Annotated in this window: 20 protein-coding genes, 1 rRNA gene and 1 riboswitch; of the genes, 11 read left to right on the top strand and 10 right to left on the bottom strand. The window is 66.5% G+C overall.

The window, feature by feature from the left end; genetic code table 11:
- Positions 1-61: 61 nt before the first annotated feature.
- Positions 62-820 carry a DeoR/GlpR family DNA-binding transcription regulator gene (locus tag CFB45_RS17870; protein WP_039339705.1) on the bottom strand — a complete coding sequence of 253 codons (759 nt, stop codon included), beginning with the start codon at positions 818-820 and terminating at the stop codon, positions 62-64.
- Positions 821-1,028: 208 nt separating this feature from the next.
- Between CFB45_RS17870 and CFB45_RS17865 the strand changes: the two genes are divergently transcribed.
- The 3 genes from CFB45_RS17865 (at position 1,029) to nadE (ending at position 3,353) form a co-directional block, all read left to right on the top strand.
- On the top strand, positions 1,029-1,214 hold the full coding sequence (locus CFB45_RS17865) for a hypothetical protein (protein WP_006480515.1): 186 nt from the start codon (positions 1,029-1,031) through the stop codon (positions 1,212-1,214).
- A gap of 177 nt (positions 1,215-1,391) precedes the next feature.
- Positions 1,392-2,261 carry a DMT family transporter gene (locus tag CFB45_RS17860; RefSeq protein WP_089426693.1) on the top strand — a complete coding sequence of 290 codons (870 nt, stop codon included), beginning with the start codon at positions 1,392-1,394 and terminating at the stop codon, positions 2,259-2,261.
- Between the two features lie 243 nt (positions 2,262-2,504).
- Positions 2,505-3,353 (top strand): ammonia-dependent NAD(+) synthetase, encoded by an 849-nt coding sequence (gene nadE / locus CFB45_RS17855; RefSeq protein WP_089426692.1) that lies wholly within the window; start codon positions 2,505-2,507, stop codon positions 3,351-3,353.
- A gap of 75 nt (positions 3,354-3,428) precedes the next feature.
- Here the strand turns inward: nadE and CFB45_RS17850 are convergent, their stop codons facing one another.
- The 3 genes from CFB45_RS17850 to CFB45_RS17840 form a co-directional block, all read right to left on the bottom strand.
- On the bottom strand, positions 3,429-5,105 hold the full coding sequence (locus CFB45_RS17850; RefSeq protein WP_089426691.1) for a S10 family peptidase: 1,677 nt from the start codon (positions 5,103-5,105) through the stop codon (positions 3,429-3,431).
- Between the two features lie 75 nt (positions 5,106-5,180).
- Positions 5,181-6,788 (bottom strand): S53 family peptidase, encoded by a 1,608-nt coding sequence (locus tag CFB45_RS17845; RefSeq protein WP_089426690.1) that lies wholly within the window; start codon positions 6,786-6,788, stop codon positions 5,181-5,183.
- A gap of 248 nt (positions 6,789-7,036) precedes the next feature.
- Positions 7,037-7,663 (bottom strand): LysE family translocator, encoded by a 627-nt coding sequence (locus tag CFB45_RS17840; protein WP_043180813.1) that lies wholly within the window; start codon positions 7,661-7,663, stop codon positions 7,037-7,039.
- Between the two features lie 134 nt (positions 7,664-7,797).
- Between CFB45_RS17840 and CFB45_RS17835 the strand changes: the two genes are divergently transcribed.
- Positions 7,798-8,262, top strand: a complete 465-nt coding sequence (locus tag CFB45_RS17835; protein ID WP_046549763.1) for an Lrp/AsnC family transcriptional regulator — start codon at positions 7,798-7,800, stop codon at positions 8,260-8,262.
- 125 nt (positions 8,263-8,387) lie between these two features.
- Here the strand turns inward: CFB45_RS17835 and CFB45_RS17830 are convergent, their stop codons facing one another.
- Entirely contained in the window at positions 8,388-9,299 is a 912-nt protein-coding gene (locus CFB45_RS17830; RefSeq protein WP_089429028.1) for a LysR family transcriptional regulator, read from the bottom strand.
- A 140-nt stretch (positions 9,300-9,439) separates the two neighbouring features.
- Between CFB45_RS17830 and speB the strand changes: the two genes are divergently transcribed.
- The 3 genes from speB (at position 9,440) to CFB45_RS17815 (ending at position 13,452) form a co-directional block, all read left to right on the top strand.
- Complete coding sequence (gene speB / locus CFB45_RS17825) at positions 9,440-10,396, top strand: agmatinase (protein ID WP_011353980.1); 957 nt, start codon at positions 9,440-9,442, stop codon at positions 10,394-10,396.
- A 54-nt stretch (positions 10,397-10,450) separates the two neighbouring features.
- The gene (locus CFB45_RS17820; protein WP_089426689.1) at positions 10,451-11,776 is read left to right on the top strand and encodes an MFS transporter; all 1,326 of its coding nucleotides are present in this window, start codon (positions 10,451-10,453) and stop codon (positions 11,774-11,776) included.
- A 173-nt stretch (positions 11,777-11,949) separates the two neighbouring features.
- Entirely contained in the window at positions 11,950-13,452 is a 1,503-nt protein-coding gene (locus CFB45_RS17815; protein ID WP_089426688.1) for a purine-cytosine permease family protein, read from the top strand.
- 106 nt (positions 13,453-13,558) lie between these two features.
- Here CFB45_RS17815 and metE read toward each other — a convergent pair whose 3' ends face one another.
- Positions 13,559-15,853: a 5-methyltetrahydropteroyltriglutamate--homocysteine S-methyltransferase gene (gene metE / locus CFB45_RS17810; protein ID WP_089426687.1), complete on the bottom strand. Its 2,295-nt coding sequence runs from the start codon at positions 15,851-15,853 to the stop codon at positions 13,559-13,561.
- Between the two features lie 128 nt (positions 15,854-15,981).
- Here metE and CFB45_RS17805 point away from each other — a divergent pair, with 128 nt between their 5' ends.
- Positions 15,982-16,890: a LysR family transcriptional regulator gene (locus CFB45_RS17805; protein WP_089426686.1), complete on the top strand. Its 909-nt coding sequence runs from the start codon at positions 15,982-15,984 to the stop codon at positions 16,888-16,890.
- A gap of 22 nt (positions 16,891-16,912) precedes the next feature.
- Here CFB45_RS17805 and CFB45_RS17800 read toward each other — a convergent pair whose 3' ends face one another.
- Positions 16,913-17,635, bottom strand: a complete 723-nt coding sequence (locus CFB45_RS17800) for a CbtA family protein (RefSeq protein ID WP_089426685.1) — start codon at positions 17,633-17,635, stop codon at positions 16,913-16,915.
- Positions 17,636-17,648: 13 nt separating this feature from the next.
- On the bottom strand, positions 17,649-17,858 hold the full coding sequence (locus CFB45_RS17795; RefSeq protein ID WP_006488502.1) for a CbtB domain-containing protein: 210 nt from the start codon (positions 17,856-17,858) through the stop codon (positions 17,649-17,651).
- Positions 17,859-17,891: 33 nt separating this feature from the next.
- Positions 17,892-18,029: riboswitch (cobalamin riboswitch) on the bottom strand.
- A 55-nt stretch (positions 18,030-18,084) separates the two neighbouring features.
- Between CFB45_RS17795 and CFB45_RS17790 the strand changes: the two genes are divergently transcribed.
- From CFB45_RS17790 to CFB45_RS17780, 3 genes are all read left to right on the top strand, one after another.
- Positions 18,085-18,690, top strand: coding sequence for a histidine phosphatase family protein (locus tag CFB45_RS17790; RefSeq protein WP_089426684.1), 606 nt, complete (start codon positions 18,085-18,087; stop codon positions 18,688-18,690).
- A 161-nt stretch (positions 18,691-18,851) separates the two neighbouring features.
- A complete protein-coding gene (locus tag CFB45_RS17785; protein WP_089426683.1) occupies positions 18,852-20,444 on the top strand; it encodes an inorganic phosphate transporter in 1,593 nt (530 codons plus the stop codon).
- Between the two features lie 382 nt (positions 20,445-20,826).
- Positions 20,827-21,570, top strand: a complete 744-nt coding sequence (locus CFB45_RS17780) for a 2OG-Fe(II) oxygenase (protein ID WP_179255079.1) — start codon at positions 20,827-20,829, stop codon at positions 21,568-21,570.
- 224 nt (positions 21,571-21,794) lie between these two features.
- Here CFB45_RS17780 and CFB45_RS17775 read toward each other — a convergent pair whose 3' ends face one another.
- Together CFB45_RS17775 and rrf are read right to left on the bottom strand one after the other, a co-directional pair.
- Entirely contained in the window at positions 21,795-23,219 is a 1,425-nt protein-coding gene (locus CFB45_RS17775) for an MFS transporter (protein ID WP_089426681.1), read from the bottom strand.
- A gap of 645 nt (positions 23,220-23,864) precedes the next feature.
- Positions 23,865-23,977 (bottom strand): 5S ribosomal RNA (gene rrf / locus CFB45_RS17770).
- Positions 23,978-23,981: the final 4 nt, after the last annotated feature.

The raw sequence follows: 23,981 nt of genomic DNA, 5'->3' as shown, positions 1-23,981 counted from the left end.
TCTTGACGGCAGTTCTTCCCTGCGGATGACGGTTCGATGAACCTTGTATGTCGGACGCGCGTCAGTCGCACACGAGCAGCTCGATCCCGCGCGCGGTCAGCGCGCGGCGCACGGCCTTGTCGGGCGCGCGCTCGGTCACGAGATAGCGGGCCGCCGCCGTGCCGTTGATCCGCACCGGCGTCACGCGGCCGAATTTCGAATGGTCGGCGACGATCATCGCGGTGCCGGCCGCCGCGATCATCCGGCTGCGCACCTCGGCCGCGAGCCGCGAGTAGTCGGTGCATTCGCCGTCGGGCGTGATGCCGCCGGCGCCGACGAACGCGAAATCGACGTGGTACTGCGCAAGCTGCTGGATCGTGTCGAGCCCGAAGGTGGCGTCCTCGTCGTCGGACAGCTCGCCGCCGAGCAGCGTCACGCGGTTGCCGTTGCGCCGCGCGAGCACGAACGCGGTGCGCCAGTCGTTCGTGTAGATCGACAGCCGGTGCCGGTCGGCGAGCGCGAGCGCGACCGCATGCGGCGTACTGCCCGAGTCGATCAGCACCGACGCATCATCGGGCACGAACTCGGCCGCGCGCCGCCCGATCGTGCGCTTCGCCTCCGCGTTCGCGGCTTCGCGCTCGGACAGGCTCGGCTCGCGGCGATCCGCGGCCAGCGCGCCGCCGTGCGTCATCACGAGCAGGCCGCGTGCGGCCAGTGCGTTCAGGTCGCGCCGCACGGTCTCGCGCGACACGTCGAGCGAGCGGACGAGTTCCGCGACCGACAATGCGCCCGACCGTCCGAGTTCCGACAGGATGAATTGATGACGTTGTTCCGCCAGCATCGCGTGTGCGCCCGAGGCGACTGGTAATGGGTAAGCCGACCATTGTATTACGGCCGTTTGACCGGCATTTGACTGCGGCGGGAAACGCGCCGGGCCGCGTTTCCCGAAAGCGAAATTCTGTATTGCCTGACGCGCGCGAATCGGCGCGGCGCCGGTTGCTACACTTTGCGCTTCGCCGAACGACCGACCAAGCAAAGGGGCTCGCGCCATGTATCGCAAAGGCAGTGTGATCGAAATCCAGTTTCCGCCCGAACGTCTCAACGACGCGGCCGGCGATCCGTACTGGATCGACCTGACGCTCGACGAGGCCCGCCGGCTCTACGAACAGCTCGCCGCGCGTTTCGCGACCGACGCACGCGCCAACCAGCCGCTCGACACGTTCTCGATCGACTGATCGCCGCGGCTTCACGCTCACTCCGCATCCCGGGGCGACGCCCCGCCTTCTCCCGGCACCGGCGGCCGCCTGCGCGGCACGCGGCATGAGTGCAGGATTCGACAAGACGCCCGCGTCGCTTCCCCCGATACTGGCCGACTTCACGATTCTGTCCGGCCGCGTCGCGGCCCGCCACGCATGCTGACCTCGCTCGTCGCCGCCGCTTTCGTCGCCCTCTGGTCCACCGGCTTCATCGTTGCGCGGGCAATCAAGCCCTACGCCGATCCCAACCTGTTCCTGCTCGCGCGCTTCGCGGGCACCGCCGCGCTGTTCGGCGCGGTCGCGCTCGTCTCGCGCGCGCCATGGCCGGCCCGGCGCGAATGGCCGCGCCACCTGATCGCGGGCGCGCTGCTGCAGGGCGTCTATCTCGGCGCGAGCTACTGGGCCGTCGCGCAAGGGCTGAACGCCGGCGTCATGGCGCTGCTCGGCGCACTGCAGCCGCTCGCCACCGCCGTGCTCGCCGTCCCGCTGTTCAACGAGCGCCTGCCGGCGCGCGGCTGGTTCGGGATGGCGCTCGGCCTCGCCGGCGTCGCGCTCGTGCTGGCGCCGAAGGTCACGGGCGGTGTCGCGCCGCCGCCGGGCGCCGCGCCCGCGTGGCTGGTCGTTGCCGTCTCGGTGCTCGCGGTCGGGTCGATCACCGCCGGCTCGCTGTACCAGAAAGGCAAGCTCGCGCAGAGCGACCTGCGCACGGCGGTGGCCATCCAGAACTTCGGTGCGGCCATCGTCGCGGCCATCTTCGTCGCGCTGCTGCACGAGACGCGCTGGATCGGCGCGCCGGCGCTGTGGGTGTCGCTCGTGTGGGGTGTCGTGTTCCTGTCCGGCGGCGCGGTCACGATGCTGATGTGGATGCTGCGGCGCGGCAACGCCGCACGCGCGACGTCGCTGCTGTTCCTCGCACCGCCGCTGGCCGCGCTGCAGGGCTACTGGCTGTTCGGCGAAACGCTCGCGGCGATCCAGCTCGCCGGCTTCGCGCTCGCGCTGGTGGGCGTCGTGCTCGCGCGGCGCTGACGCGGCCGACCGTGTGGGGGCGCCATGCGGCCGCGCCCACACCAGCCGCCACGCGCATCGAATACCGGCCGCGCGAACGCCCGTTCCGCGGCATCGTCGCACCCGCCCGGCGCACCGTGCACCACGGCGATGCGGCCCGTCTCGCCGAAGCAACGCGAAATCGCCGGATCGCACGCCTGGCGCGGCACCGCGCCGCGATTGCGCTTATGATGGGCGCCTTGATTTCGTTCCGGAACTCCTTTCATGACATCCGCCGATTACGCCAGCCGCCAACGCGCGATCATTGCCGAACTGAACGTCGCCCCGCACTTCGACGCCGAGGCCGAAATCGCCCGCCGCGTCGAGTTCCTCGCGCAATACCTTCGTTCAACCGGCCTGCGGACCTACGTGCTCGGCATCAGCGGCGGCGTCGATTCGTCGACGGCCGGCCGGCTCGCCCAGCTGTCGGTCGAAAAGCTGCGCGCCGGCGGCTACGATGCCCGCTTCATCGCGATGCGCTTGCCGAACGGCGTGCAGAACGACGAAGCCGATGCACAGCGCGCGCTCGCGTTCGTCCGTGCGGACGAGGAATTGACCGTCAACGTGAAGCCGGCCGCCGACGCGATGCTCGGCGCGCTGGTCGCGTCCGGCCATGCGTTCGAGACGCCGGCCCAGCAGGACTTTGTGCACGGCAACGTCAAGGCACGCGAGCGCATGATCGCGCAGTACGCGGTGGCCGGCGCGCGGCGCGGCATCGTGATCGGCACCGATCACGCGGCCGAGTCGCTGATGGGTTTCTTCACGAAGTTCGGTGACGGCGGCGCGGACATCCTGCCGCTCGCGGGGCTGAACAAGCGTCGCGTGCGCGCGGTGGCCCGTGCGCTCGGCGGCGACGAACTGATCGTGATGAAGGTGCCGACGGCCGACCTCGAGGAACTGCGCCCGCTGCGCCCCGACGAGCACGCGTACGGCGTCACCTACGACGAGATCGACGATTTCCTCGAAGGCAAGCCCGTCGCCGACCACGTGTACGAAACCGTGCTGCGCTTCTACGACGCGTCGCGCCACAAGCGCGCGCTGCCGTACACGATGTTCGACTGGCCGGCCGCGTAAGCCGGCCGCCCACGCAAAAAAACAACGCCGCGCGCACCGTCCTGGCTGCGCGCGGCGTATTACTGATGGGCACCGTTATGCGTGCCCGCCCGTCTTCGTCGCCTGCAGCGCACGAATCCGCATCCGCGCACCCGTATCGCTGACCGTCGCGTCGTACATCGCCGCGAGATCGCGCTTGAGCGCGGTGCGCGAGCCGCCGTCGAGATACACCATGTGCCCCGACGGATAGAAACGCGCGGACAGGTTCTGCCGCACCTTCTGATCCTCGAGCGGCATCTGCTGCAGGTCGATCACGGTCTGGTAGAACGGCGTGACGAAATCATAGAGGCCGTTCGCCGACAGCACCTTCAGGTCGACGTTCAACGCCATCACCGCCGCGAGGTCGCCGGCCGTGTAGAGGATCACGTTCCCTTGCGCATCGATGCCTTGCTGCGCGCCGGTCGGGTCGGTGTGATGGAAATCCCAGTTCTGGAACGCCTGGTCGTTCAGGTCGGTGAACGCGGAACTCGACGTGAACTTCAACTGCTCGTTCAGGTAACTGTTCCACATCGCCGTATAGACGCCCGTCACGGCCGTCATCGTCGGATCGTTGCCGCCGGAGTTCGGGTCGATCTTGCCGGCGATGCCCGACGAGATCCCGGTCACGCGGCCGTCGTACGAACCGAGCGCGAGCCCCTGTGCCTGGAGCAACGTCGTCAGGAACAGCGAATTGCCGCGCGCGTTGTAACCCGCAATGTCGAGCCCCCACGTCTGCAGCGTCGCCGTGTCGATGCCCGTGTATTGCGACAGCTTCTTCACGGCGGCGGGGTCGGCATGCGGCACGTTGCGCAATGCGGTCAGATAGTCGGTGCGCGCGAACTGCGCGACTTCCTCGACGAACGCGCCGAGATCGGTCGGTGCCGGCGTGACGCCGAGTTTCTTGTGATACCACGCATCGGCCGCGGCAGTCGGCAGCGCGCCGACCGGGTTGCCGGCCTGCCGGTAGTCGAGGATCGACGATTGCAGCGTGATGCCGTTCAGGTCGACGCCGTCCTCGTGCAGCTTGTACGCGAGCACGCAGCTGCGCGCGGTGCCATAGGATTCGCCGAACAGGTATTTCGGCGAATTCCAGCGGTTGTTTTTCGTCAGGTAGCGCTTGATGAACTGCTTCAGCGAATCCGCATCCTGATCGACGCCCCAGAAGTTGCGATTCTTGTTCGGCGCGACGGCTGCCGAATAGCCGGTGCCGACCGGGTTGATGAACACCAGGTCGCTGTGGTCGATCATGCTGTCCGGGTTGTCTTCCATCTGGTACGGCGCGGGCGGCGTGAACCCCGGCATCGACGTCTTGATGCGCTTCGGCGCGAACGAGCCCAGCAGCACGAACACCGACGACGAGCCCGGCCCGCCGTTATAGAAGAACGTCACGGGCCGCGTTTCTTCCTTCGCGCCGTCGGCCGTGAACGCGACGTAGAAGAGCTTCGCGGCCGGCTGCGAACTGCTCGGGTCGACCGTCACGAGGTGGCCGGCCGTCGCCGTGTACGCGATGCGCTTCCCGTCGATCAGGATCGTGTGATGCGTGATCGCGGCCGCCTCGGTCGTGTCGGTCACCGAGTCGTCGGGACCATTGCCGTACGCGACCGGATCGAAGAACGGCTGGTCGCGGCCGTGGCTCAGCGCGACCGGGTTGATGGTCGGCGGCACGCCATGCGAATTGTGGTCGCCGTGATGCAGCGGATACACGCCGCCGGAAGATGCGGAATCGATGCCCATCGTGCTGCTCCTGGAGGTGAGAAAAAGGCGCGGACAGGAAGCCCGCGCCATACGGAAAGACGTGTAACGCGGCCGTCAGCTCGACGGCTTGCGCGTCAGGATCGCGGCGAGCTGCGCGCCGTTCGGGCTGCCGAGGCCCGTGCACGCATCCCAGCCCTGCGCGGCCGCGTACGTACCGTTCGATCCTTGCGTGATGTCGCGCAGCGCACCCGGATTCTTGTAAAGCACCGGATTGATCCAGCCGGCAGTCGCACCGCCCGCCGCCGCACTCGCCGCCGCATTGATCCGTGCAATCAACGCGGCCCACAGCGGCGCGACCGCGCTCGTGCCGCCCATCACCGTGGCCGTGCCCGCGATCGACACTTCGTAGCCCGTCTGCGGCGACGCGTCGCCCGCCACATCCGGCACGCCCCGCTTCGCGAGCGGTGCGCTGCTGCCGTCGGCGCGCGTGAGCTTCAGCCCCTGCTGCCACGCCGGCAGGTCGAACAGCGTGCTGACGCCGCCCCCGCCCGCGCCGCCGCCGGCCGCCTCGTCGTTCCACGTGACCTCGCTGCGGATGCCCTGCCCGGGCAGCGCGTCGAGCTGCGTGCCGCCGCAGCCGAGCACGTACGGGCTCGATGCGGGGAAGTCGACATGATCGGCGCCGTCCTGCAGCCCGTCGCCCGAACCGCTGTCGCCCGATGCCGCGCACACCGTGATGCCCTGCGCGGCCGCCGCCTGCAGCACGCGGTTGAACGCCTGCGCGGACTGCGCCTGCCAGATCGCTTCCGGCCCGCCCCAGCTGATCGAGATCACCGACGGCTTGTTGGTCGTGTCGCTGACGGCCGCGTTGACGGCCTGGATGAAGCCCGCGTCGCTGTTCGGCGCGAAGTACACGGCAATCTTCGCGGCCGGCGCGATCGCGCCGGCGATCTCGATGTCGAGCGCGACTTCGCCGTCCGGGCCGCTCGGGTCGCCGGTGGGCGTGTTGCGGCCGGTGCCGACGTTCACGTCGACGAGCGTCGGCGGCGTCGTGATGCCGAGCCCGCGGAAATATTGCTGGATGTCGGCCGCGCGGTAGCCGCCGCCGAGCTCGATGATCGCGATGCATTGCCCGGCGCCGTCGCCGGCCGGGAAGCCGTACAGCGAGGCCAGCTGGATCGGGGTGAACGTGACGCCCGCCGCACCGCCGCGCGCGGGCTTGAACGGCGGTCGCAGCCGGAAGTGCGGCCGTGCCTGCGGGCGGCTGTCGAGGCCGAGCACGGCCGTGACGGCATCGCCGAGATCGTCGGGCAGCGCGATCGGGCCGGAGCGGCCGCGATACTGGCCGATCGACCGATGCTCGAAGCGCTCGAGCTTGACGCTGAACGCGGCTTCGAACTGCTGGATCGTGCCGGACAGCACGACGACGCTTTCAACGGGATCGACGCGATCGACCGTCAGCTGATGACGATGCGCGAAGTCCTCGGCCTTGCGAATATCGTCGGGATTGGCGGAAAAGCGTTGCGCGAAGGTGGCGCGCGACACCGGTTTCGCTTGCGCGTCGCCGGTGGCGAGCTGGTGAAGCAGCGTATCGAGTTGCCCTTCTTCCTGCCGCCGCAACATGATCGTGACGTGGATGCGTTCTGCCGGATCGCACGGGCCGAGGCACTTGGACTCGGCGACGATTCGGGGTTCACGGTCGGCGTGAAGATGCCTTGCCATGTTCAGACCCTCCTTGGTACCGCGTTGCACGGAACAGCCAGGAAATCGGACAGGGCCGGCGGGAGACGGTTCCGTTCGGTCGGTCGGGTTCGCGCAGCGCGAAGTAACAGGGAGTTTAGAACAGTCAGACGATTTGCGCGCACGCCCTTCTGCGACGGGGCGCACGCACGGGCCGGCGTTGCGCACGGCCTGCATCGAGTGCGGCGACGCGCCGCGCGACCTGCGCCGGCGCGCCGCCGCATCGGCACTCAGTCCATCGACAGGCGCAGCGCGAAGCCGATCAGTGCCGCGGAAAACGTCCAGCGCTGCACCGTCTGCGCGAGCGGATGCGCGCGCATCCACGCGGCGATCCGCGACGCGCCGAACACGCACGCGAGGTCGAAGCACACGCCGGCCGCCACCAGCAGTGCGCCCAGCTCGAACATCTGCAACACGACCGGCCCGGCCTCGGGACGCACGAACTGCGGCAGCAGCACCGAACAGAACAGCAGCGCCTTCGGGTTCAGCAGGTTGGTGAGCAGGCCCTTCACGAACGACTGGCGCAGCTCGCCCGCCGAGGCCGCCGCATCGCCGTCGCCGAGCGCGAACACGGGCGAGCGGAACACCTGGATCGCGACATAGGCGAGATAGAGCGCGCCGCCGTAGCGGATCACTTCGTACAGCCACGGTGCGCTGCGAATCAGCGCCGCGACGCCGCAGGCGGACAGCGTCACGTGCGCGGTGCGCGCGAGCGACAGGCCGGCCGCCGCCGCCATCCCCGGCCGCACGCCGCGGCCGATGCTGGTCTGCAGCACCAGCGCCATGTCGGGCCCCGGCACCGCGTAGATGGCCGCCAGCGCGGCGAGATAAATCAACAGCAAATGCGTGGAAATCATGGTCCGCCCCTGTCCTCTTACGACGATATATTGCCGCCAGAGGGCGAGGGATTATTGGCCATATTTGGTTCAGGATTGGCGATCCGTAGGGGAATCCGCCACAATCATGCAATCCATAAAAGGATTCCGCCAACATGACCGAACTCGACAAAACCGACCGCGCCATCCTTGCCGCGGTGCAGCGCGACGGCCGCCTGCCGATCGCGCGCCTCGCCGATTCCGTGGGTCTTTCCGAGACGCCTTGCGCGCGGCGCCTGAAGCGTCTCGAAAACGACGGCTACATCGAGCGCTACCGCGCGCAGTTGTCACGCCAGGCGCTCGGCTTCGGTGTCGTCGCATTCGTGCTCGTGCGGTTCGCGACGCACGATCGCAAGACCGCCGACCGCTTCGAGCGGGAAGTCCTTGGCATCGAGCGGATCCTGGCGTGCCACAACGTGGCGGGCACGGCCGACTATCTGCTGCAGGTCGTGGCGCGTGACCTCGACGACTACGGCACGTTCCTGCGCGAATCGCTGCGGATGCTGCCGGGCGTGACGTCGATCGAATCGGCACTGTCGCTGCGCGAGGTCAAGCACGACGCTGGGCTGCCGGTGCCGTGATGCCGGTGGTGGCCGCCACGCACAAGCCGATCCCGTCGCCCGGTTCGTCACGTCGACGCCGATCGATGTGGGCCGCGTCAGGCCGCGCCGCCGCAACACTCGTCCACATTGTTGAGGCCGGCAGCCTATGCGAAGTCGGGCGGCTGGTGCGCGCGTTCGAGATCCTCGAGAAACGCTTCCACGAGCGGATTGCCGCGCCCGTTGCGCGCGACGACCATGTGGAACGTCACGTCGTAGCGCAGCTGCTCCGGATTGAGCGGCGCGAGCAGGCCCTGCGCGACGTACGGCGCCGCGAAGTGCTGCGGCAGGTAGCCGAGGTGGTGGCCGGACAGGATCAGCAGCGCGACGGCCTCCATGTTGTCGGCGGTCGCGGTCACGCGGTCGGGCGTCGTCGACATCTGCGCTTCGGGCAGCGGATACGAGCGCCACGCCCATTCGAAGCCCGCGACATCGGCCGGCGTCAGCGCGCCGGCGCCGTCGAACAGCGGATGGCCGCGCCCGCAGTACGCGACCTGGCGCTCGATGAACAGCGGCGTGTAGTGCAGCGACGGCACCCGGTGCCAGAAGTAGCCGACCGCGATCTGGATCTCGTCGCTCAGCAGCTTCTCCTCGAGATCGCCCGGCGCGCGCACGGAAATCGAGAAACGCACAGCCTCGTCGCGGGTGCGGAACGCGGCGATCGCTTCGGCAATCCGCGCGTTCTGGCTCACAGGCGTATGGCCGATCAGGCCGATGTGCAATGTACCGACCAGCTGGCGGTCCATGTGCCGCGCGGCCATCCCGAATTCGTCAAGCGCGGCGAGCAGCTTGCGGCTCATCGCGTGAAACCGCTCGCCCTTCGGCGTGAGCCGGAAACCGCTACGGCCGCGCTCGCAGAGACGGTAGCCGAGCCGCGTCTCGAGCGACGAAAGCTGCGCGCTGATCGTCGACTGGCCGACGTTCAGCACGGCCTGCGCGGCCGAGACGCCGCCCGCGTCCGTGACCGCGAGAAATACGCGGATCAACCGCAGATCGAGGGTCGACAGATTCCCCAGCACGTTCATCCCCTTCCATACATCGATGAAAATCGATGTTTACGTCGATATCTTCGCATTCTTCTTTGCGGGCCGAGCGCGTAAAACTGTGCGTCAAGCCGCGTCGCATGATACGGCAACCCCACATCGGAAGAGACAGCCCCATGAACGACCACACTCATTTCCAGCCGCTCGGCGGCAATGAAATGCCGCGCTGCGGCGGCATCGCGACGATGATGCGCCTGCCGCACGTGGCGAGCGCCGAAGGCCTCGACGCCTGTTTCGTCGGCGTGCCGTTCGATCTCGGCACCTCCAACCGCACCGGCGCGCGCTTCGGCCCGCGCCAGATCCGTACCGAATCCGTGCTGCTGCGCCCGTACAACATGGCCACGCGCGCCGCACCGTTCGATTCGCTGCAGATCGCCGACATCGGCGACGTCGCGATCAATCCGTACAACCTGCACGATTCCATCGCGCGCATCGAAGCGGCGTACGACGCGATCCTCGAGCACGACTGCAAGCCGATCACGCTCGGCGGCGACCATACGATCGCGCTGCCGATCCTGCGCGCGATCCACCGCAAGCACGGCAAGGTTGCATTGATCCACGTCGATGCACACGCCGACGTGAACGACACGATGATGGGCGAAAAGATCGCGCACGGCACGCCGTTCCGCCGCGCGGTCGAGGAAGGCCTGCTGCACGGCGACAAGGTCACGCAGATCGGCCTGCGCGGCACCGGCTACGCCGCCGAGGATTTCGACTGGTGCCGCGAGCAGGGCTTCCGCGTCGTCCAGGCCGAGGAATGCTGGAACAAGTCGCTCGCGCCGCTGATGGAAGAAGTGCGCGCACGCGTCGGCGACACGCCCGTCTACATCAGCTTCGACATCGACGGCATCGATCCGGCGTACGCGCCGGGCACCGGCACGCCGGAAATCGCGGGCCTCACGGTGCCGCAGGCGCTCGAGATCATCCGCGGCGCGAAGGGGCTGAACATCGTCGGCTGCGATCTCGTCGAAGTCGCGCCGCCGTACGACCCGTTCGGCACCACGGCGCTGCTCGGCGCGAACCTCGCGTACGAGCTGCTGTGCGTGCTGCCGGGCGTCGCGTACCGCGACTGATCCTCGCGCCGCCACCTATTCCAAATCAGAGGATTCAGAGGAGCACACATAAAGATGGGGACTTCCGTCAAGCAACCCAAGCGGGCGGCGCTCGCGTCGTTCGTCGGCACCACGATCGAGTGGTACGACTTCTATAGCTACGCGACCGCCGCCGCCATCGTGTTCGGGCCGCTGTTCTTTCCCGGCGAAAACCGCTTCATCAGCCTGCTCGCGTCGTTCGGCTCGTTCGCGGTCGGCTTCTTCGCGCGGCCGCTCGGCGGCGTGATGTTCGGCTACCTCGGCGACCGCTTCGGCCGCAAGCGCTCGCTGCTCGCGACGCTGATGCTGATGGCCGTGTCGACGGTTGCGATCGGCCTGCTGCCGACCCATGCGCAAGCCGGTGTGATCGCACCGATCCTGCTCGTGCTGATGCGCGTGCTGCAAGGCATCGCGGTCGGCGGCGAATGGGGCGGCGCGGTGCTGCTCGCCGGCGAGCATGCGCCGGAAGGCAAGCGCACGTTCTTCGCATCGTTCGCGCAGCTCGGCAGCGCAAGCGGCCTGATCCTGTCGATGCTCGCGTTCGGCGCGATCAGCACGCTGTCGAAGGAAGACATGATGAGCTGGGGCTGGCGCGTGCCGTTCCTGGCGAGCTCCGTGCTGCTGATCGTCGGCTTCGTGATCCGCGCGAGCGTGTCGGAGTCGCCCGAGTTCGAGGAAGTCAAGAAGAGCGGCAACATCGCGCAAAAGCCGCTGCGCGAGGCGCTCAAGTACTGGCCGCTGCTGCTGCTCGCGATCGGTGCGAACGTGTACGGCATCGCCGGCGTGTATTTCAGCAACATCTTCATGATCAGCTACGCGACGCAGTTCCTGTCGCTCGACCGGTCGATGGTGCTGCATTGCATGACGATCGTCGCCGTGCTGCAGTTCGTCGTGCAGCTCGCGGCCGCGTTCCTCGCGCAGCGCTTCGGCACCACGCGCGTGCTGCTGATCACCGGCGCATGGGCCGCGATCGTCCCGTTCGTCATGCTGCCGCTCGTGCACATGGGCACGCCGCTGTCGATCACGGTCGGCGTCGGCCTCGCGACGCTCGCGGAATCCGGCTACTACTCGGTGGTCGCAGGCTTCGTCAGCGGCATCTTCGTCGCACGCATCCGCTACACGGCGATCTCGATCGCGTACCAGGTGTGCGGCGCGCTCGCCGGCGGCCTCACGCCGCTCGTCGCGACCATCATCGCGCAGAACACCGCGCCGCAATGGTGGCCGCTTGCGCTCCAGTACACGAGCGCCGCGATCCTGTCGTCGCTGTGCGTGTGGCTGATCTCGCGCCGCGTGAGCATCGACGATGCGGGCGCGGCGGACCGGAAGGAAACGCCGCTGCCGCGCGGCGCACGCACCGCGTAACCGCTCGCAACGGGCAGGCCCCTCGCCTGCCCGTTTTTCGTTGCACGCCTCGTGCGGTGCGTCGCACCGCCCTCCGGTTCCACGCTATTCATCGCTTGCCACGCGGACGTCGCGGCAGGCCGGCGCACGCGGTCGCCCCGCCGAACCGCGCACGACCCAGGAGACAAGTCGTCATGACCCGCCCCGACACCCTCGATCTCGGTCGCACCGAATCGGCCGGCCTTGCGATCGAGCACCACTCGATCGACTACATTCCGGAACACGAGCGCCACGCGAAGCTCGCCAGCCAGGGGCCGTTCTGGTTCCTCGGCAACTTCCATTTCTTCACGATCTCGATCGGCTTCGTCGGGCCCGGCATGGGCCTGTCCGCCGGCTGGACGACGCTCGCGGGCGCGCTCGGGATCATGTTCGGCACGATCTTCATGGCGTTTCACGGCTCGCAGGGGCCCGAAATGGGGCTGCCGCAGATGATCCAGTCGCGCGCGCAGTTCGGCTATCGCGGCGTGATCGTCGCACTGCTCGCGACGTTGTTCGTGTTCGTCGGCTTCAATGTCGTCAACGTGTCGTTGATGGTCGACGGCGTGCACAACGTATTCGGGATCGATGGCGGCTTCGTCGCCGTCGCCGCCGTGACGACGGGCGCACTGCTCGCCATCTACGGCCACGACCTGATGCATCGGACTTTCACGTGGGCGCTGATCGCGACACTGCCGCTCTATGCGCTCGTGACACTCGCGCTCGCGTTCGGCCATGTGACGCCGGCACCCACCGCCGTCGCACCGGTTGCCGCGCCAGGCTTCAACTGGATCGCGTTCGCCACGCAATTCGCGATCGCCGCGAGCTACAACATTTCGTATGCCCCGTATGTGTCGGACTATTCGCGGTATCTGCCGAAACACACGCGCCGTGCGAAGCTGATCGCCGTGATCTTCGCCGGCGCGTCGCTGTCGGGCACCTGGATGATCGGCCTCGGCGCGTGGCTCGCGCAGAAGCTGCATGCGGCCGATGCGCTGGTCGCGATGAACGCCGTCGGCACGTCACTCATGCCGGGCCTCGGCAAGCTGATCGCGATCGTCTCAGTGGTCGGCTTCCTGCCGATCATCGCGCTCAACGCGTACAGCGCGATGCTGACCGTACTGACCGCCGCCGATTCGATCGTGCCGATCCGGCCGACGCGCCGCGCGCGCGTTGCATCGATCATCGCGATCAGCACGTTCGTGCTTGCCTGCGTATTCGCGATCCGCGGCAACGGCATCGCGCTGCTGCAGACGTTCCTGACGCTGATGCTCTACTTCCTCGTGCCGTGGACCGCCGTGAATCTCGTCGACTATTTCTTCGTGCGCCGCGGTCACTATGCGATCGCGCACTTCTTCATGCCGAACGGGCTCTACGGCGCGTGGCAACCGCGCGGCATCGTCGCCTACCTCGTCGGCTTCGCGGCGATGGTGCCGTTCTTCTACATCTTCGACGCCGAAGCAAACCGCGAGATTTTCGTCGGGCCGTTCGCTCGCATGCTCGGCGGCGTGGATATCGCGTGGCTCGTCGGCCTGGTCGTCGCGGGCGCTGCGTACTGGCTGCTGTCGCGGTCGCTCGACCTCGCACGCGAACGCCGCATCATTGCCGAGACGCCATCACCCGAGACGCTCGCGGGCCCCCTCGAACACGAGCGCGCATGATCCCGCACTGCCCGTGACGCCGGGCCAGCCCGTCACGGAATGAGTCACGCCGCCGGCCGCCCCGCCCGACCATCGAGCGCGGCGGCCGGCACGCAACCTGCGCGCGTTATTGCACCGCGTTGCGCAGCGTCTTCGCGGCGGCGACCATGTTCGTCAGCGCCGGAATCACCTCCGCCCACTGGCGCGTCTTCAGGCCGCAGTCCGGGTTCACCCACAGGCGTTCCGCCGGAATCCGCTCGGCCGCCTTCTTCATCAGGCCGACGATGTGCTCCTGCGTCGGGATGTTCGGCGAATGAATGTCGTACACGCCCGGCCCGATTTCGTTCGGATACTTGAAAGTGTCGAACGCGTCGAGCAGCTCCATGTCCGAGCGCGACGTCTCGATCGTGATCACGTCCGCATCCATGTCGGCGATCGACGCGATGATGTCGTTGAACTCCGAATAGCACATGTGCGTGTGGATCTGCGTATCGTCCCGCACGCCGTTCGCGGTGATGCGGAACGATTCGACCGCCCACTTCAGGTACTCGCCCCACTGCGCGCGGCGCAGCGGCAGCCCTTCGCGCAGCGCGGCCTCGTCGATCTGGATCACGCGCACGCCGGCCTTCTCGAGATCGAGCGCTTCTTCACGAATCGCCAGTGCGAGCTGGTAGCACGACACCGAGCGCGGCTGGTCGTCACGGACGAACGACCAGTTCAGGATCGTCACCGGGCCGGTCAGCATGCCCTTCATCGGCTTGTTCGTCAGCGACTGCGCGTACGTGATCCACTCGACCGTCATCGCCTTCGGGCGGCTGATGTCGCCGAACAGGATCGGCGGCTTCACGCAGCGCGAACCGTACGACTGCACCCAGCCGAACTGGCTGAACGCGTAGCCGTCGAGCTGTTCGCCGAAGTACTCGACCATGTCGTTGCGCTCGGCTTCGCCGTGCACGAGCACGTCGAGTTCGAGCGATTCCTGTTCGCGCACGCTGCGTTCGATCTCGGCCTGCATCGCCGCGCGGTAACCGGCTTCATCCAGCGCGCCGGCCTTGAACTGGCTGCGGGCCTGGCGGATTTCGCCGGTCTGCGGGAACGAGCCGATCGTCGTCGTCGGGAACGCCGGCAGGTTCAGGCGTGCCGACTGCTTCGGCGCGCGTTGCGGATAGGGGCTCGCGCGGTTGCCGAGCTGCGCGTCGATCCGGGCGATCGCGGCCTTCACCGCCGGGTTGTTCACGCGCGGCGACTGGCGGCGCGAATGAATCGCGGCGGCGTTCGCGGCCAGCGCGTCGGCCACCTTGTCGCGGCCTTCGTTCAGTGCGGTCGCGAGGACCTTCAGCTCGTCGAGCTTCTGCAGCGCGAATGCGAGCCATGAACGGATTTCCGCATCGAGCTTCTCTTCGCTCGCGAGATCGACCGGCACGTGCAGCAGCGAGCACGACGGTGCGAGCCACAGGCGATCGCCCAGTTGCTTCGCGAGCGGCTCGAGCCAGTCGAGCGTCGCGTTCAGGTCGGTCTTCCAGATGTTGCGGCCGTTGATCGCACCCACCGACAGCACGCGCCCGGCCGGCAGGTCACGCGCCAGCGCGTCGACTTCGTCGCGTGCGTTGATCGCATCGACATGCAGGCCGTCGACCGACAGCGAACGCGCGAGCGCCAGATTGCCTTGCAGTTGGCCAAAGTACGTCGCGAGCAGGACCTTGATGCGACGCGTTTCGAGCGCGGCGTAGGCGGTCTCGAAGGCTTGTTGCCACTCGGCGTCGAGTTCGGTGACGAGGATCGGCTCGTCGATCTGCACCCATTCGACGCCCTGCGCGGTCAGCGTGTCGAGCAGCGCGCCGTATACCGGCAGCAGCTTCGGCAGCAGCGCGAGGCGGTCGGAATCGTCCTTCGCCTTGCCGAGCCACAGATACGTGACGGGGCCGAGGATCACCGGCTTCGCGGCCACACCCTGCGCCTGCGCTTCCGCCAGTTGCTGGAGCAGGCGCGACGGGTCGAGCGAGAAGTTCGTGTCCGCATGGAATTCCGGCACGATGTAGTGGTAGTTCGTATCGAACCACTTCGTCATTTCACCGGCCGCGACGCCGCCGCAGCACGCGGCATGCGCTTCGGCCGACTCCACCGAACGGCCGCGCGCGACACGGAAATAGTTGTCGAGCACGTCGCCTTGGAAGCCCTGCACGCGCTTCGGCAGGTTGCCGAGCGTGAAGCTCATGTCCAGCACCTGATCGTAGAACGCGAAGTCGCCGATCGGCGCCAGGTCCAGGCCGCGCTGATCGTTCCAGTGACGCTGGCGCAGCTCGGCGCCAAGCGCCTTCAGCTCGTCGCGCGACGATTCGCCTTTCCAGTAGCGTTCGAGACCGAACTTGAGTTCGCGCTTCGCGCCGATGCGCGGAAAACCGAGGTTGTGTGTCGTGACCATGAGCTGCCGTCCAGAAGAGAAATTGAATGTCCGGGAGCCATGATAGGGATATCAAATCATGAAATAAAATGGCATTATTTCATTCATCCATTAAAGTTACTCATGCATTTGTTGCGCGAGCGATATCCATGCTGGAACGATTCCATCTCGTCGTCATTCGTGAGGTCGAGCGCCAGGGCTCGCTGACCGCGGCCGCCCATGCGCTGCACCTCACGCAATCGGCGCTCAGTCATACCGTCCGGAAAATCGAGCAGCAGCTCGGCACGCCGATCTGGGATCGGGAGGGTCACGGCCTGCGGCTCACGCAGGGCGGGCAGTATCTGCTGAAGCTGGCGCACCGGCTGCTGCCGCAGTTCGAGCTCGCCGAGGAGCGGATGAAGCAGTACGCGAAGGGCGAGCGCGGCACGCTGCGCATCGGGATGGAGTGCCACCCGTGCTACCAGTGGCTGCTGAAGGTCGTGTCGCCCTACCTGTCGCGCTGGCCCGACGTCGACGTCGACGTGAAGCAGCGCTTCCAGTTCGGCGGCATCGGCGCGCTGTTCGGCTATGACATCGACGTGCTCGTGACGCCCGATCCGCTGAACAAGCCGGGCCTGCGCTTCGACCCTGTGTTCGATTACGAGCAGGTGCTGGTGGTCGCCGATTCACACCGGTTCGCGAACGCCGACTACGTGACGCCCGAGCAGCTGACCGACGAGATCCTGATCACCTACCCGGTCGAAACCGACCGGCTCGACATCTACAACCAGTTCCTGACGCCGGCCGGCATCGTGCCGAGGCGACACAAGTCGATCGAAACGACCGACATCATGCTGCAGATGGTGGCGAGCGGGCGCGGCGTGGCCGCGCTGCCGAGATGGCTTGCCGACGAATACGCGGACCGGATGCCGGTCGTGCCGGTCAAGCTGGGCAAGAAGGGGATCGCGAAGCAGATCTTCCTCGGCATCCGCGAAGCAGATGCATCGATCGACTATCTGGCCGCGTTCGTCGCGCTGGCGCGCGAATCGACGTGGAGCGCACCGCGCATGCTGCGCTAGGCGCGATCCGTGGCAATGCGCGTCAGGCGGCGCGCATGCCGATTCGTTCGCCGCGCTCGACCCATGCGCCGAACAGCAGGCCGATCGTCGTCCACATGATCACCTGCATGCCGATGGCCGCCACGCGGAACTTCCACAGCAAGGCCGCCGGAAAATCGGCCGGCAACTCGCTGACCGACGGCAGCCCGATCTGCACGGCCGCGATGATCGCGACGAACACGAGCCCGGCGACGATCGACGCATTCCACTGCCCGAGCTTCGCCAGCAGATGGCGGCGCACGCTGACCGAGAACACCATCGTCGCGACCGAGATCGCGATCATCAGGAAGAACAACCCCGTGCGATAGCCGATCGTGTCGGGGTCGCCAACCGACGGCGGATTGGCCGGGTACTTGAGGTTCGGCACGATCACGAGCGCGACGAACGACGCCAGCGCAAGCCACGCAGCCAGCGGCCGGGCCGGGAGACGGCTGCCTCGGCCATACGCATACGCAAAGACGAGCGAGAACAGCCCGCCGAATGCCGCGCCGTAGGTCACGACGCCCGTCAGCAGACCGAGGCCGGCTTGCGTGTGGCGGCTGACCAGTTCGGGTTCCGGTGCTTCGCCTCGGGCGGCTTCGGTTTTTTCTTCGAAGGAGATTGCCTGATCGACTTGCGGTTCGCCGACGATTTTCGCGAAACCGAACGTGAGGAGGCCTGCGGCGATGCCTGCGAGCATCCCGCGCATGAGCAGCTTTCCGATCATCGTGAACTCCGCGTCAGTGGCAGGGGAAGCCGAGCAGATGGCGGCCGTCGTGGACGAACTCGTGGACATACATGCCCGGCACCAGCGACGTCGCCCCTTGTTCCGCACCGACGAAATACAGCGCGAGCAACAGGATCAGGCCGACGAACACGGCCCACGGCAACAGTTCGCGGACGGGGATGGGTGCCGGCACGACCGCCGGCTTCAGCACTGCTTCGCTCATGGATGCACCTCAGGGGAATCGCGCCCCGACAAATGTTGGATGGGTACGAAGGCAGGTCTGGCTTCCAGGATCATGGATCACCGGTTACAGTGGCGCGACCGCGCCGGGATTGCACCGGCTTCCGCGTTTCGTATCGGGCGAATTGTACGCGCGAACGTTCGCGTATTGAAGCGGCGACGGGTGATCGAATTCACTCGTCCCGGATCATCCGAAACACGACACGAACATGCCTGCCTCGCTGCGCCTGATCGCACACGCCTCGACCCGGGCAATGCGCACCGGTACGTTTCCCGACGACGACCCGCTCGACGCGCACGGGCTCGCCGACGCCGCGGCGCTGCACGACCGGTGGGCACGCGTGACCGGCGCGCTCGTGCTGTGCAGCCCGGCCCGCTGTGCGGTGCAGACCGCCGATGCGCTCGGCCTGCATGCCGACATCGATGACGCGCTGCGCGACATCGACTACGGAAACTGGCGCGGCAAGCGGCTGCACGACCTCGCGCGCGACCTGCCTGGCGAACTGGGCGCGTGGATCGGCGATCCTTCCGCGTCGCCGCACGGCGGCGAATCGTTCGATGCAGCGATGCGTCGCGTCGGCACATGGTTGAACGCGCTGCAACACGGCCGCGACATCGTCGCCATCACGCATGCGCCGATCGTTCGCGCGGCCGTCGCGCATGCGCTGCGGATGGACCCCGACGCGGCAACACGCATCGACGTCGCACCGCTGTCGTGCACGACATTCGCTGCGTCGCCGCACGGATGGACGTTGATCGCCGACGACGATCGGCGCGACACTGCGACCTGGCCGCCTGCCGTGTCGCGTTCGTGATATCGACCACGACACGAGCCGACGTGTCGCGTCGTATCGCAATTGCCCGGCGATGTTCACCTTACGTCGCTGTAAGACACCCCATTCGTTGTCCCAGCTGTCATCAAACTGACTGCTAGCCGAAGCTAGGATCGGTCGCGGTTCCCTTACGAGATACCGTCATGAATCAACCTGCTTCGTCTGCCCCGAGCAATTCGGGTTCCGTCGAGCGCACCAAGCAGCTCGGCTATGCCGTCTTCCTGCTGGTGCTCGCGATCGGCGCGATCTATATCGCCACGCACCTGATCGACGATCTGTCGCCGATGCGCGAAGGATCGCTGTTCCCGTACCTGATGCTCGGCGCCGCGCTGCTGATCGCGCTCGGCTTCGAATTCGTCAACGGTTTCCACGACACCGCGAACGCGGTGGCCACCGTGATCTATACGCACTCGCTGACACCGAACGTCGCGGTGATCTGGTCCGGCCTGTGGAACTTCCTCGGCGTGATGATCTCGAGCGGCGCCGTCGCGTTCGGCATCCTGCAGCTGCTGCCGGTCGAGCTGATCCTGCAGGTCGGCAGCGGCGCGGGCTTCGCGATGGTGTTCGCGCTGCTGATCGCCGCGATCGTATGGAACCTCGCGACCTGGTATTTCGGGTTGCCGTCGTCGAGCTCGCATACGCTGATCGGGTCGATCATCGGCGTCGGGCTGATGAACCAGCTGATGCACGGGCCGTCCGGCACGAGCGGCGTCGACTGGGGCCAGGCGCTCGGCGTCGGCAAGTCGCTACTGCTCTCGCCGCTCGTCGGCTTCCTGTGCGCGGCGCTGCTGCTGCTCGTGCTGAAAACCCTCGTGCGGATTCCGGAGCTGTACAAGGAGCCGCCGAAGGACCAGCCGCCGCCGTTCTGGATTCGTTGCCTGCTGATCCTGACCTGCACGGGCGTGTCGTTCGCGCACGGCTCGAACGACGGCCAGAAAGGGATGGGGCTCATCATGCTGATCCTGATCGGCACGGTGCCGACCGCCTATGCGCTGAACAAGGCCGTCACGCCGGCCGAGACGCAGACCTTCGTGGCAGTCGCGAACCAGGCAGCCGCGACGTTCGGGAAGTACACGAACGGCGTTGCACCGTCCGCGAACCCGCGCGCCGACGTCGAGCTTTACGTCCAGCATCGCGAACTGACGCCGGCCGTGATCCCCGCCGTACAGCAATTGTCGACGTCGCTCGCGACCGCCGTCGGTGCATCGGGCTCGATGGCGGCCGTGCCGCAACGTGACGTCGACAACGTGCGCAACACGATGTATCTGGTATCCGAAGCCATCCGCCTGATCGAGAAGTCCGGTCAGCCCGCATTCGCCGCCGACGACAAGCTCGCGATCGACAACTATCGCAAGCAGCTCGACCACGCGACCAAGTTCATTCCGACGTGGGTGAAGGTGGCGGTCGCGATCGCACTGGGCCTCGGCACGATGGTGGGCTGGAAGCGGATCGTCGTGACCGTCGGCGAGAAAATCGGCAAGCAGCATCTGACGTACGGACAGGGTGCATCGGCCGAACTCGTCGCGATGCTCACGATCGGCGCGGCCGACGTGTACGGATTGCCGGTGTCGACGACGCATGTGTTGTCGTCGGGCGTCGCGGGCACGATGGCGGCGAACGGATCGGGCTTGCAGTGGGGCACGGTGCGCAGCCTCGTGCTGGCGTGGGTGCTGACGCTGCCGGCGTCGATCGTGCTTGCCGGCGGGCTCTATTGGCTGTTCCGGTCGGTGGCGTAAGCGGTGATGCAGCGGGTGGCCGGACGGAGCCGGCTACCTGCTGGCGAATATTCGTTCCACGTCCCTCGTCGTCCCGTCTCTCCGTCTCTCCGTCTCTCCGTCTCTCCGTCTCTCCGTCTCTCCGTCTCTCCGTCTCTCCGTCTCTCCGTCTCTCCGTCTCTCCAATTCGACTCGTCGAGGCATTCGGTGCGCCCATGCCGTCGCGAATGCTCACCCTCTTCCTTTCCAGAATTGAAGCGCAAGATCTGGAGCGCGCCGGCGCATGGACATTTGTAGACTGGGCTCATCAACATTTACCGTGGACTCGACCGTGCGGACGACGTGCCCCAAGCATTCCGCACGACCGCATGGCGCCACATTGCTGACGAACCGAGGAATGCCCGTGAACATTGCCGACCTGCAACCTGCCGTCGATTCACTGGAAATTGCGCAACGCGTCGACGCGATCGACTGGATGACTGTCGATGCCGATCTCGATCGCTACGGATGCGCGCGCGTGCCGGGCCTGCTCTCGGCCAGCGAATGTACGACGCTCGCGTCACTCTATCCACACGATGCACTCTATCGCTCGCGCGTCGTGATGGCGCGGCACGGGTTCGGCCGCGGCGAATACAAGTATTTCGCGTATCCGCTCCCCGCGGTCATCGCCGAGTTGCGTGCGACGCTCTACCCGCATCTCGCGCCAATCGCCAATCGCTGGAACACGGCACTCGGGATCGACGTCCGCTATCCGGCAGGCCACGCGGCCTTCCTCGATCGCTGCCACGCAGCAGGACAGACGCGACCGACGCCGCTGATCCTGCAATACGGCGCCGACGACTACAACTGCCTCCATCAGGATCTGTATGGCGAGCACGTCTTTCCGCTCCAGGTCGCGATCCTGCTGTCGGCGCCCGGCCGCGATTTCACAGGTGGGGAGTTCGTGCTGACGGAACAGCGACCACGCATGCAATCGCGCGCGGAAGTGGTGCCGCTGACACAAGGCGACGCCGTCATCTTCGCCGTGCACGGCAGGCCGGTGCAGGGAACGCGCGGCGTCTATCGCGTCAACCTGCGCCACGGCGTCAGCCGGATTCGGAGCGGCCACCGCCACACGGTCGGCATCATCTTCCATGACGCGCAGTGACGGCGAGCGGGACATGCTGCGCATCCGACGTGTCAATCGCGCGTGATCGACCAGGGTTCTTCGCGAACGGGTATCACCAGGCGATCAGTTCAGGCAGCCACCATGGCAGATGACCTTTTCGTTTCTCGTCAGCCCGTCGCGGCGCGCTGGGCCCCTGTTTGGCGTGAGCGACAGAGCGCCCAGACGCTCACCTGTCGCAGCACACAGTCGACAGAAGGCCCGTCCTACCCGCGTGCCACATTTGCCCGCAGCCGGTCGCCCGCATCGGAGGCGAGCCGAGCATAGCCCGGCAACGTCAGCAATGCGAGTACGCCCGCTGCAACGAACGCCCAGCGAAAGTCGTCGAGTACGTAGTGCATGCCGGCCGCATCGCCCCGCACCAACGCCGCGAGTCGAAGCGACAACGCACCGAACGCGATGCCCATCCCGATCGTCATCTGCTGAGCAGCACTCCACAACGTGCTGGCCGCGCTTGTCTGCTGGGCCGGGATATCCGCATAGGCTAGCGTCGCGAGCGTCGTGAACTGCATCGACCGCGTCAGTCCATAGACGAATACGACGAACAGCGTGATCGCCAGTGGCGTCGATGCAGTCAGCCAGCCGCACGCGATCGTGAAGAGGCCGACTATCGTCACGTCGACGAGTGCGACGCGCCGGAAGCCGTAGCGGTCGAGAATCCACGACGTTCCCGCCTTCATCCCGAGATTGCCGAGCGCACTCGCGAGCAGCAGCAGGCCGGACTGGAACGGCGACAGCCCGAAACCGATCTGGAACAGCAGCGGCAGCAGGTACGGCACCGCATTGATGGCCATTCTCGTGATCGACCCGGTAATCACGGTCACCGAGAACGTCGGTACGTTCAATGTCGTGAAGTCGAGCAGCGGATGCGCGCAACGTTGCGCATGCCACCAGGCGGCGATGCCGAACAGCACGCTCGCGCCCACCAGGACGGCTGCGCGCGTAAAGTGGACGTCCTGCTGGCCGGCCGCTTCGGTGCCGATCAGCAGACAGGTCAGCGCGCCCCCGGCGAGCACGAAGCCGCCCCAGTCGAGCGGTCGTTGCTCGTCGGCCCGCGTGTTCCGGACGATCAGCCAGGTGCAGACTAGTGCGGCAATGCCGAACGGGACGTTCAGCAGGAAGATCCACCGCCATGACGCATAGGTCGTGATGAAGCCGCCGATCGGCGGCCCGACGACAGGCGCGACGATGCCTGGCCACGTGATCGTCGCGATCGCGCGCATCAGCTTCGCCTTCTCGGTGCTGCGAACGACGATCATGCGCCCGACCGGCACCATCATCGCCCCGCCGACGCCTTGCAGCAGGCGCGCAGCGGTGAATGTCACGACACCTTCGGACAACCCGCACAGCACCGACGCACCGGTAAAGACGACGATTGCACTGGCGAACACCGTGCGCGAGCCATAGCGGTCCGCGATCCAGCCGCTGATCGGGATGAACACTGCCAGCGCCAGCATATAGGCGGTCATCCCGAGGCTCAGCGCGTTCGGCCCGACATCGAACGAGCGCGCCATTTGCGGTAGCGCGGTCGCGATCACGGTCGTGTCGAGATACTCCATGAAGAACGTTGCGGCGACGAGATACGGCAAGAAGTCGGTCGTCTGACCACTTTGGGCAGGGCTATCAGTCATGAACGGTGCGGGAGACGGGATACGGCGAACCCCGACCGCCGGCGGTTGCCTGGAAGCACCGGGAATCGGGACGAATGGTGATATTACCCCGAAGGGCTTGCACCCCGCTCTGCAGGGCATGTCGCCCGAATGGACTTTATGCGCATAGATTTTTGTGATGATTTAGCGCTGTGTGCGTTGCGTGCTTCGATGATCATGTTGGCACAACGTGTCGAAGGACCAGTGGATGGTCTAGTGGGTTTTCGTCCAGACTCATCAATTTCAGGCAATTTTCGACAAACATCGCTCATCGTCGGCCATTTTTTGGCCATTTATGGATGGCTCAACGTTAGATGAGCACTCACTGCGTGTCGGTTGATGTAGAGAGCGCACCGGGAGATGTCGGTGGCACCGAGCTGTAGATCGCTCAAGACCAACCGAGGCGTCGCAGAGAGAAATTGCAGCTTTGATCGGAGATAGCAGCAATAGGCCAAGGGATCGCGGATGATACTGGCCGATTGGCGTGCCGGGAGCTGCGAGCGCTTCTAATTGGGGAGTAGGCGATGAGGAAACTCCAGCCAGGCCGTCCACTCCGCGCGCCCATGCATTTCCGCCGCGCCAATGCAAAAACCCCCGCCTTTCGGGCGGGGGTTTCTGGCTTAGGGAGCCTGACGATTACCTACTTTCACACGGGAATCCGCACTATCATCGGCGTAGAGTCGTTTCACGGTCCTGTTCGGGATGGGAAGGGGTGGGACCGACTCGCTATGGTCATCAGGCAAA

Source organism: Burkholderia sp. HI2500, assembly GCF_002223055.1.
GTDB lineage: Bacteria > Pseudomonadota > Gammaproteobacteria > Burkholderiales > Burkholderiaceae > Burkholderia.
Note: the sequence above shows the minus strand (reverse complement) of the source record. Positions and strands in the feature narration are given on the sequence as shown.

Excerpts from the sequence above, each read along its gene's own strand:
- CFB45_RS17870 (WP_039339705.1), bottom strand. The coding sequence starts at position 820 with ATGCTGGCGGAACAACGTCATCAATTCATCCTGTCGGAACTCGGACGG.
- CFB45_RS17865 (WP_006480515.1), top strand. The coding sequence starts at position 1,029 with ATGTATCGCAAAGGCAGTGTGATCGAAATCCAGTTTCCGCCCGAACGT.
- CFB45_RS17860 (WP_089426693.1), top strand. The coding sequence starts at position 1,392 with ATGCTGACCTCGCTCGTCGCCGCCGCTTTCGTCGCCCTCTGGTCCACC.
- nadE (WP_089426692.1), top strand. The coding sequence starts at position 2,505 with ATGACATCCGCCGATTACGCCAGCCGCCAACGCGCGATCATTGCCGAA.
- CFB45_RS17850 (WP_089426691.1), bottom strand. The coding sequence starts at position 5,105 with ATGGGCATCGATTCCGCATCTTCCGGCGGCGTGTATCCGCTGCATCAC.
- CFB45_RS17845 (WP_089426690.1), bottom strand. The coding sequence starts at position 6,788 with ATGGCAAGGCATCTTCACGCCGACCGTGAACCCCGAATCGTCGCCGAG.
- CFB45_RS17840 (WP_043180813.1), bottom strand. The coding sequence starts at position 7,663 with ATGATTTCCACGCATTTGCTGTTGATTTATCTCGCCGCGCTGGCGGCC.
- CFB45_RS17835 (WP_046549763.1), top strand. The coding sequence starts at position 7,798 with ATGACCGAACTCGACAAAACCGACCGCGCCATCCTTGCCGCGGTGCAG.
- speB (WP_011353980.1), top strand. The coding sequence starts at position 9,440 with ATGAACGACCACACTCATTTCCAGCCGCTCGGCGGCAATGAAATGCCG.
- CFB45_RS17820 (WP_089426689.1), top strand. The coding sequence starts at position 10,451 with ATGGGGACTTCCGTCAAGCAACCCAAGCGGGCGGCGCTCGCGTCGTTC.
- CFB45_RS17815 (WP_089426688.1), top strand. The coding sequence starts at position 11,950 with ATGACCCGCCCCGACACCCTCGATCTCGGTCGCACCGAATCGGCCGGC.
- metE (WP_089426687.1), bottom strand. The coding sequence starts at position 15,853 with ATGGTCACGACACACAACCTCGGTTTTCCGCGCATCGGCGCGAAGCGC.
- CFB45_RS17805 (WP_089426686.1), top strand. The coding sequence starts at position 15,982 with ATGCTGGAACGATTCCATCTCGTCGTCATTCGTGAGGTCGAGCGCCAG.
- CFB45_RS17800 (WP_089426685.1), bottom strand. The coding sequence starts at position 17,635 with ATGATCGGAAAGCTGCTCATGCGCGGGATGCTCGCAGGCATCGCCGCA.
- CFB45_RS17795 (WP_006488502.1), bottom strand. The coding sequence starts at position 17,858 with ATGAGCGAAGCAGTGCTGAAGCCGGCGGTCGTGCCGGCACCCATCCCC.
- CFB45_RS17790 (WP_089426684.1), top strand. The coding sequence starts at position 18,085 with ATGCCTGCCTCGCTGCGCCTGATCGCACACGCCTCGACCCGGGCAATG.
- CFB45_RS17785 (WP_089426683.1), top strand. The coding sequence starts at position 18,852 with ATGAATCAACCTGCTTCGTCTGCCCCGAGCAATTCGGGTTCCGTCGAG.
- CFB45_RS17775 (WP_089426681.1), bottom strand. The coding sequence starts at position 23,219 with ATGACTGATAGCCCTGCCCAAAGTGGTCAGACGACCGACTTCTTGCCG.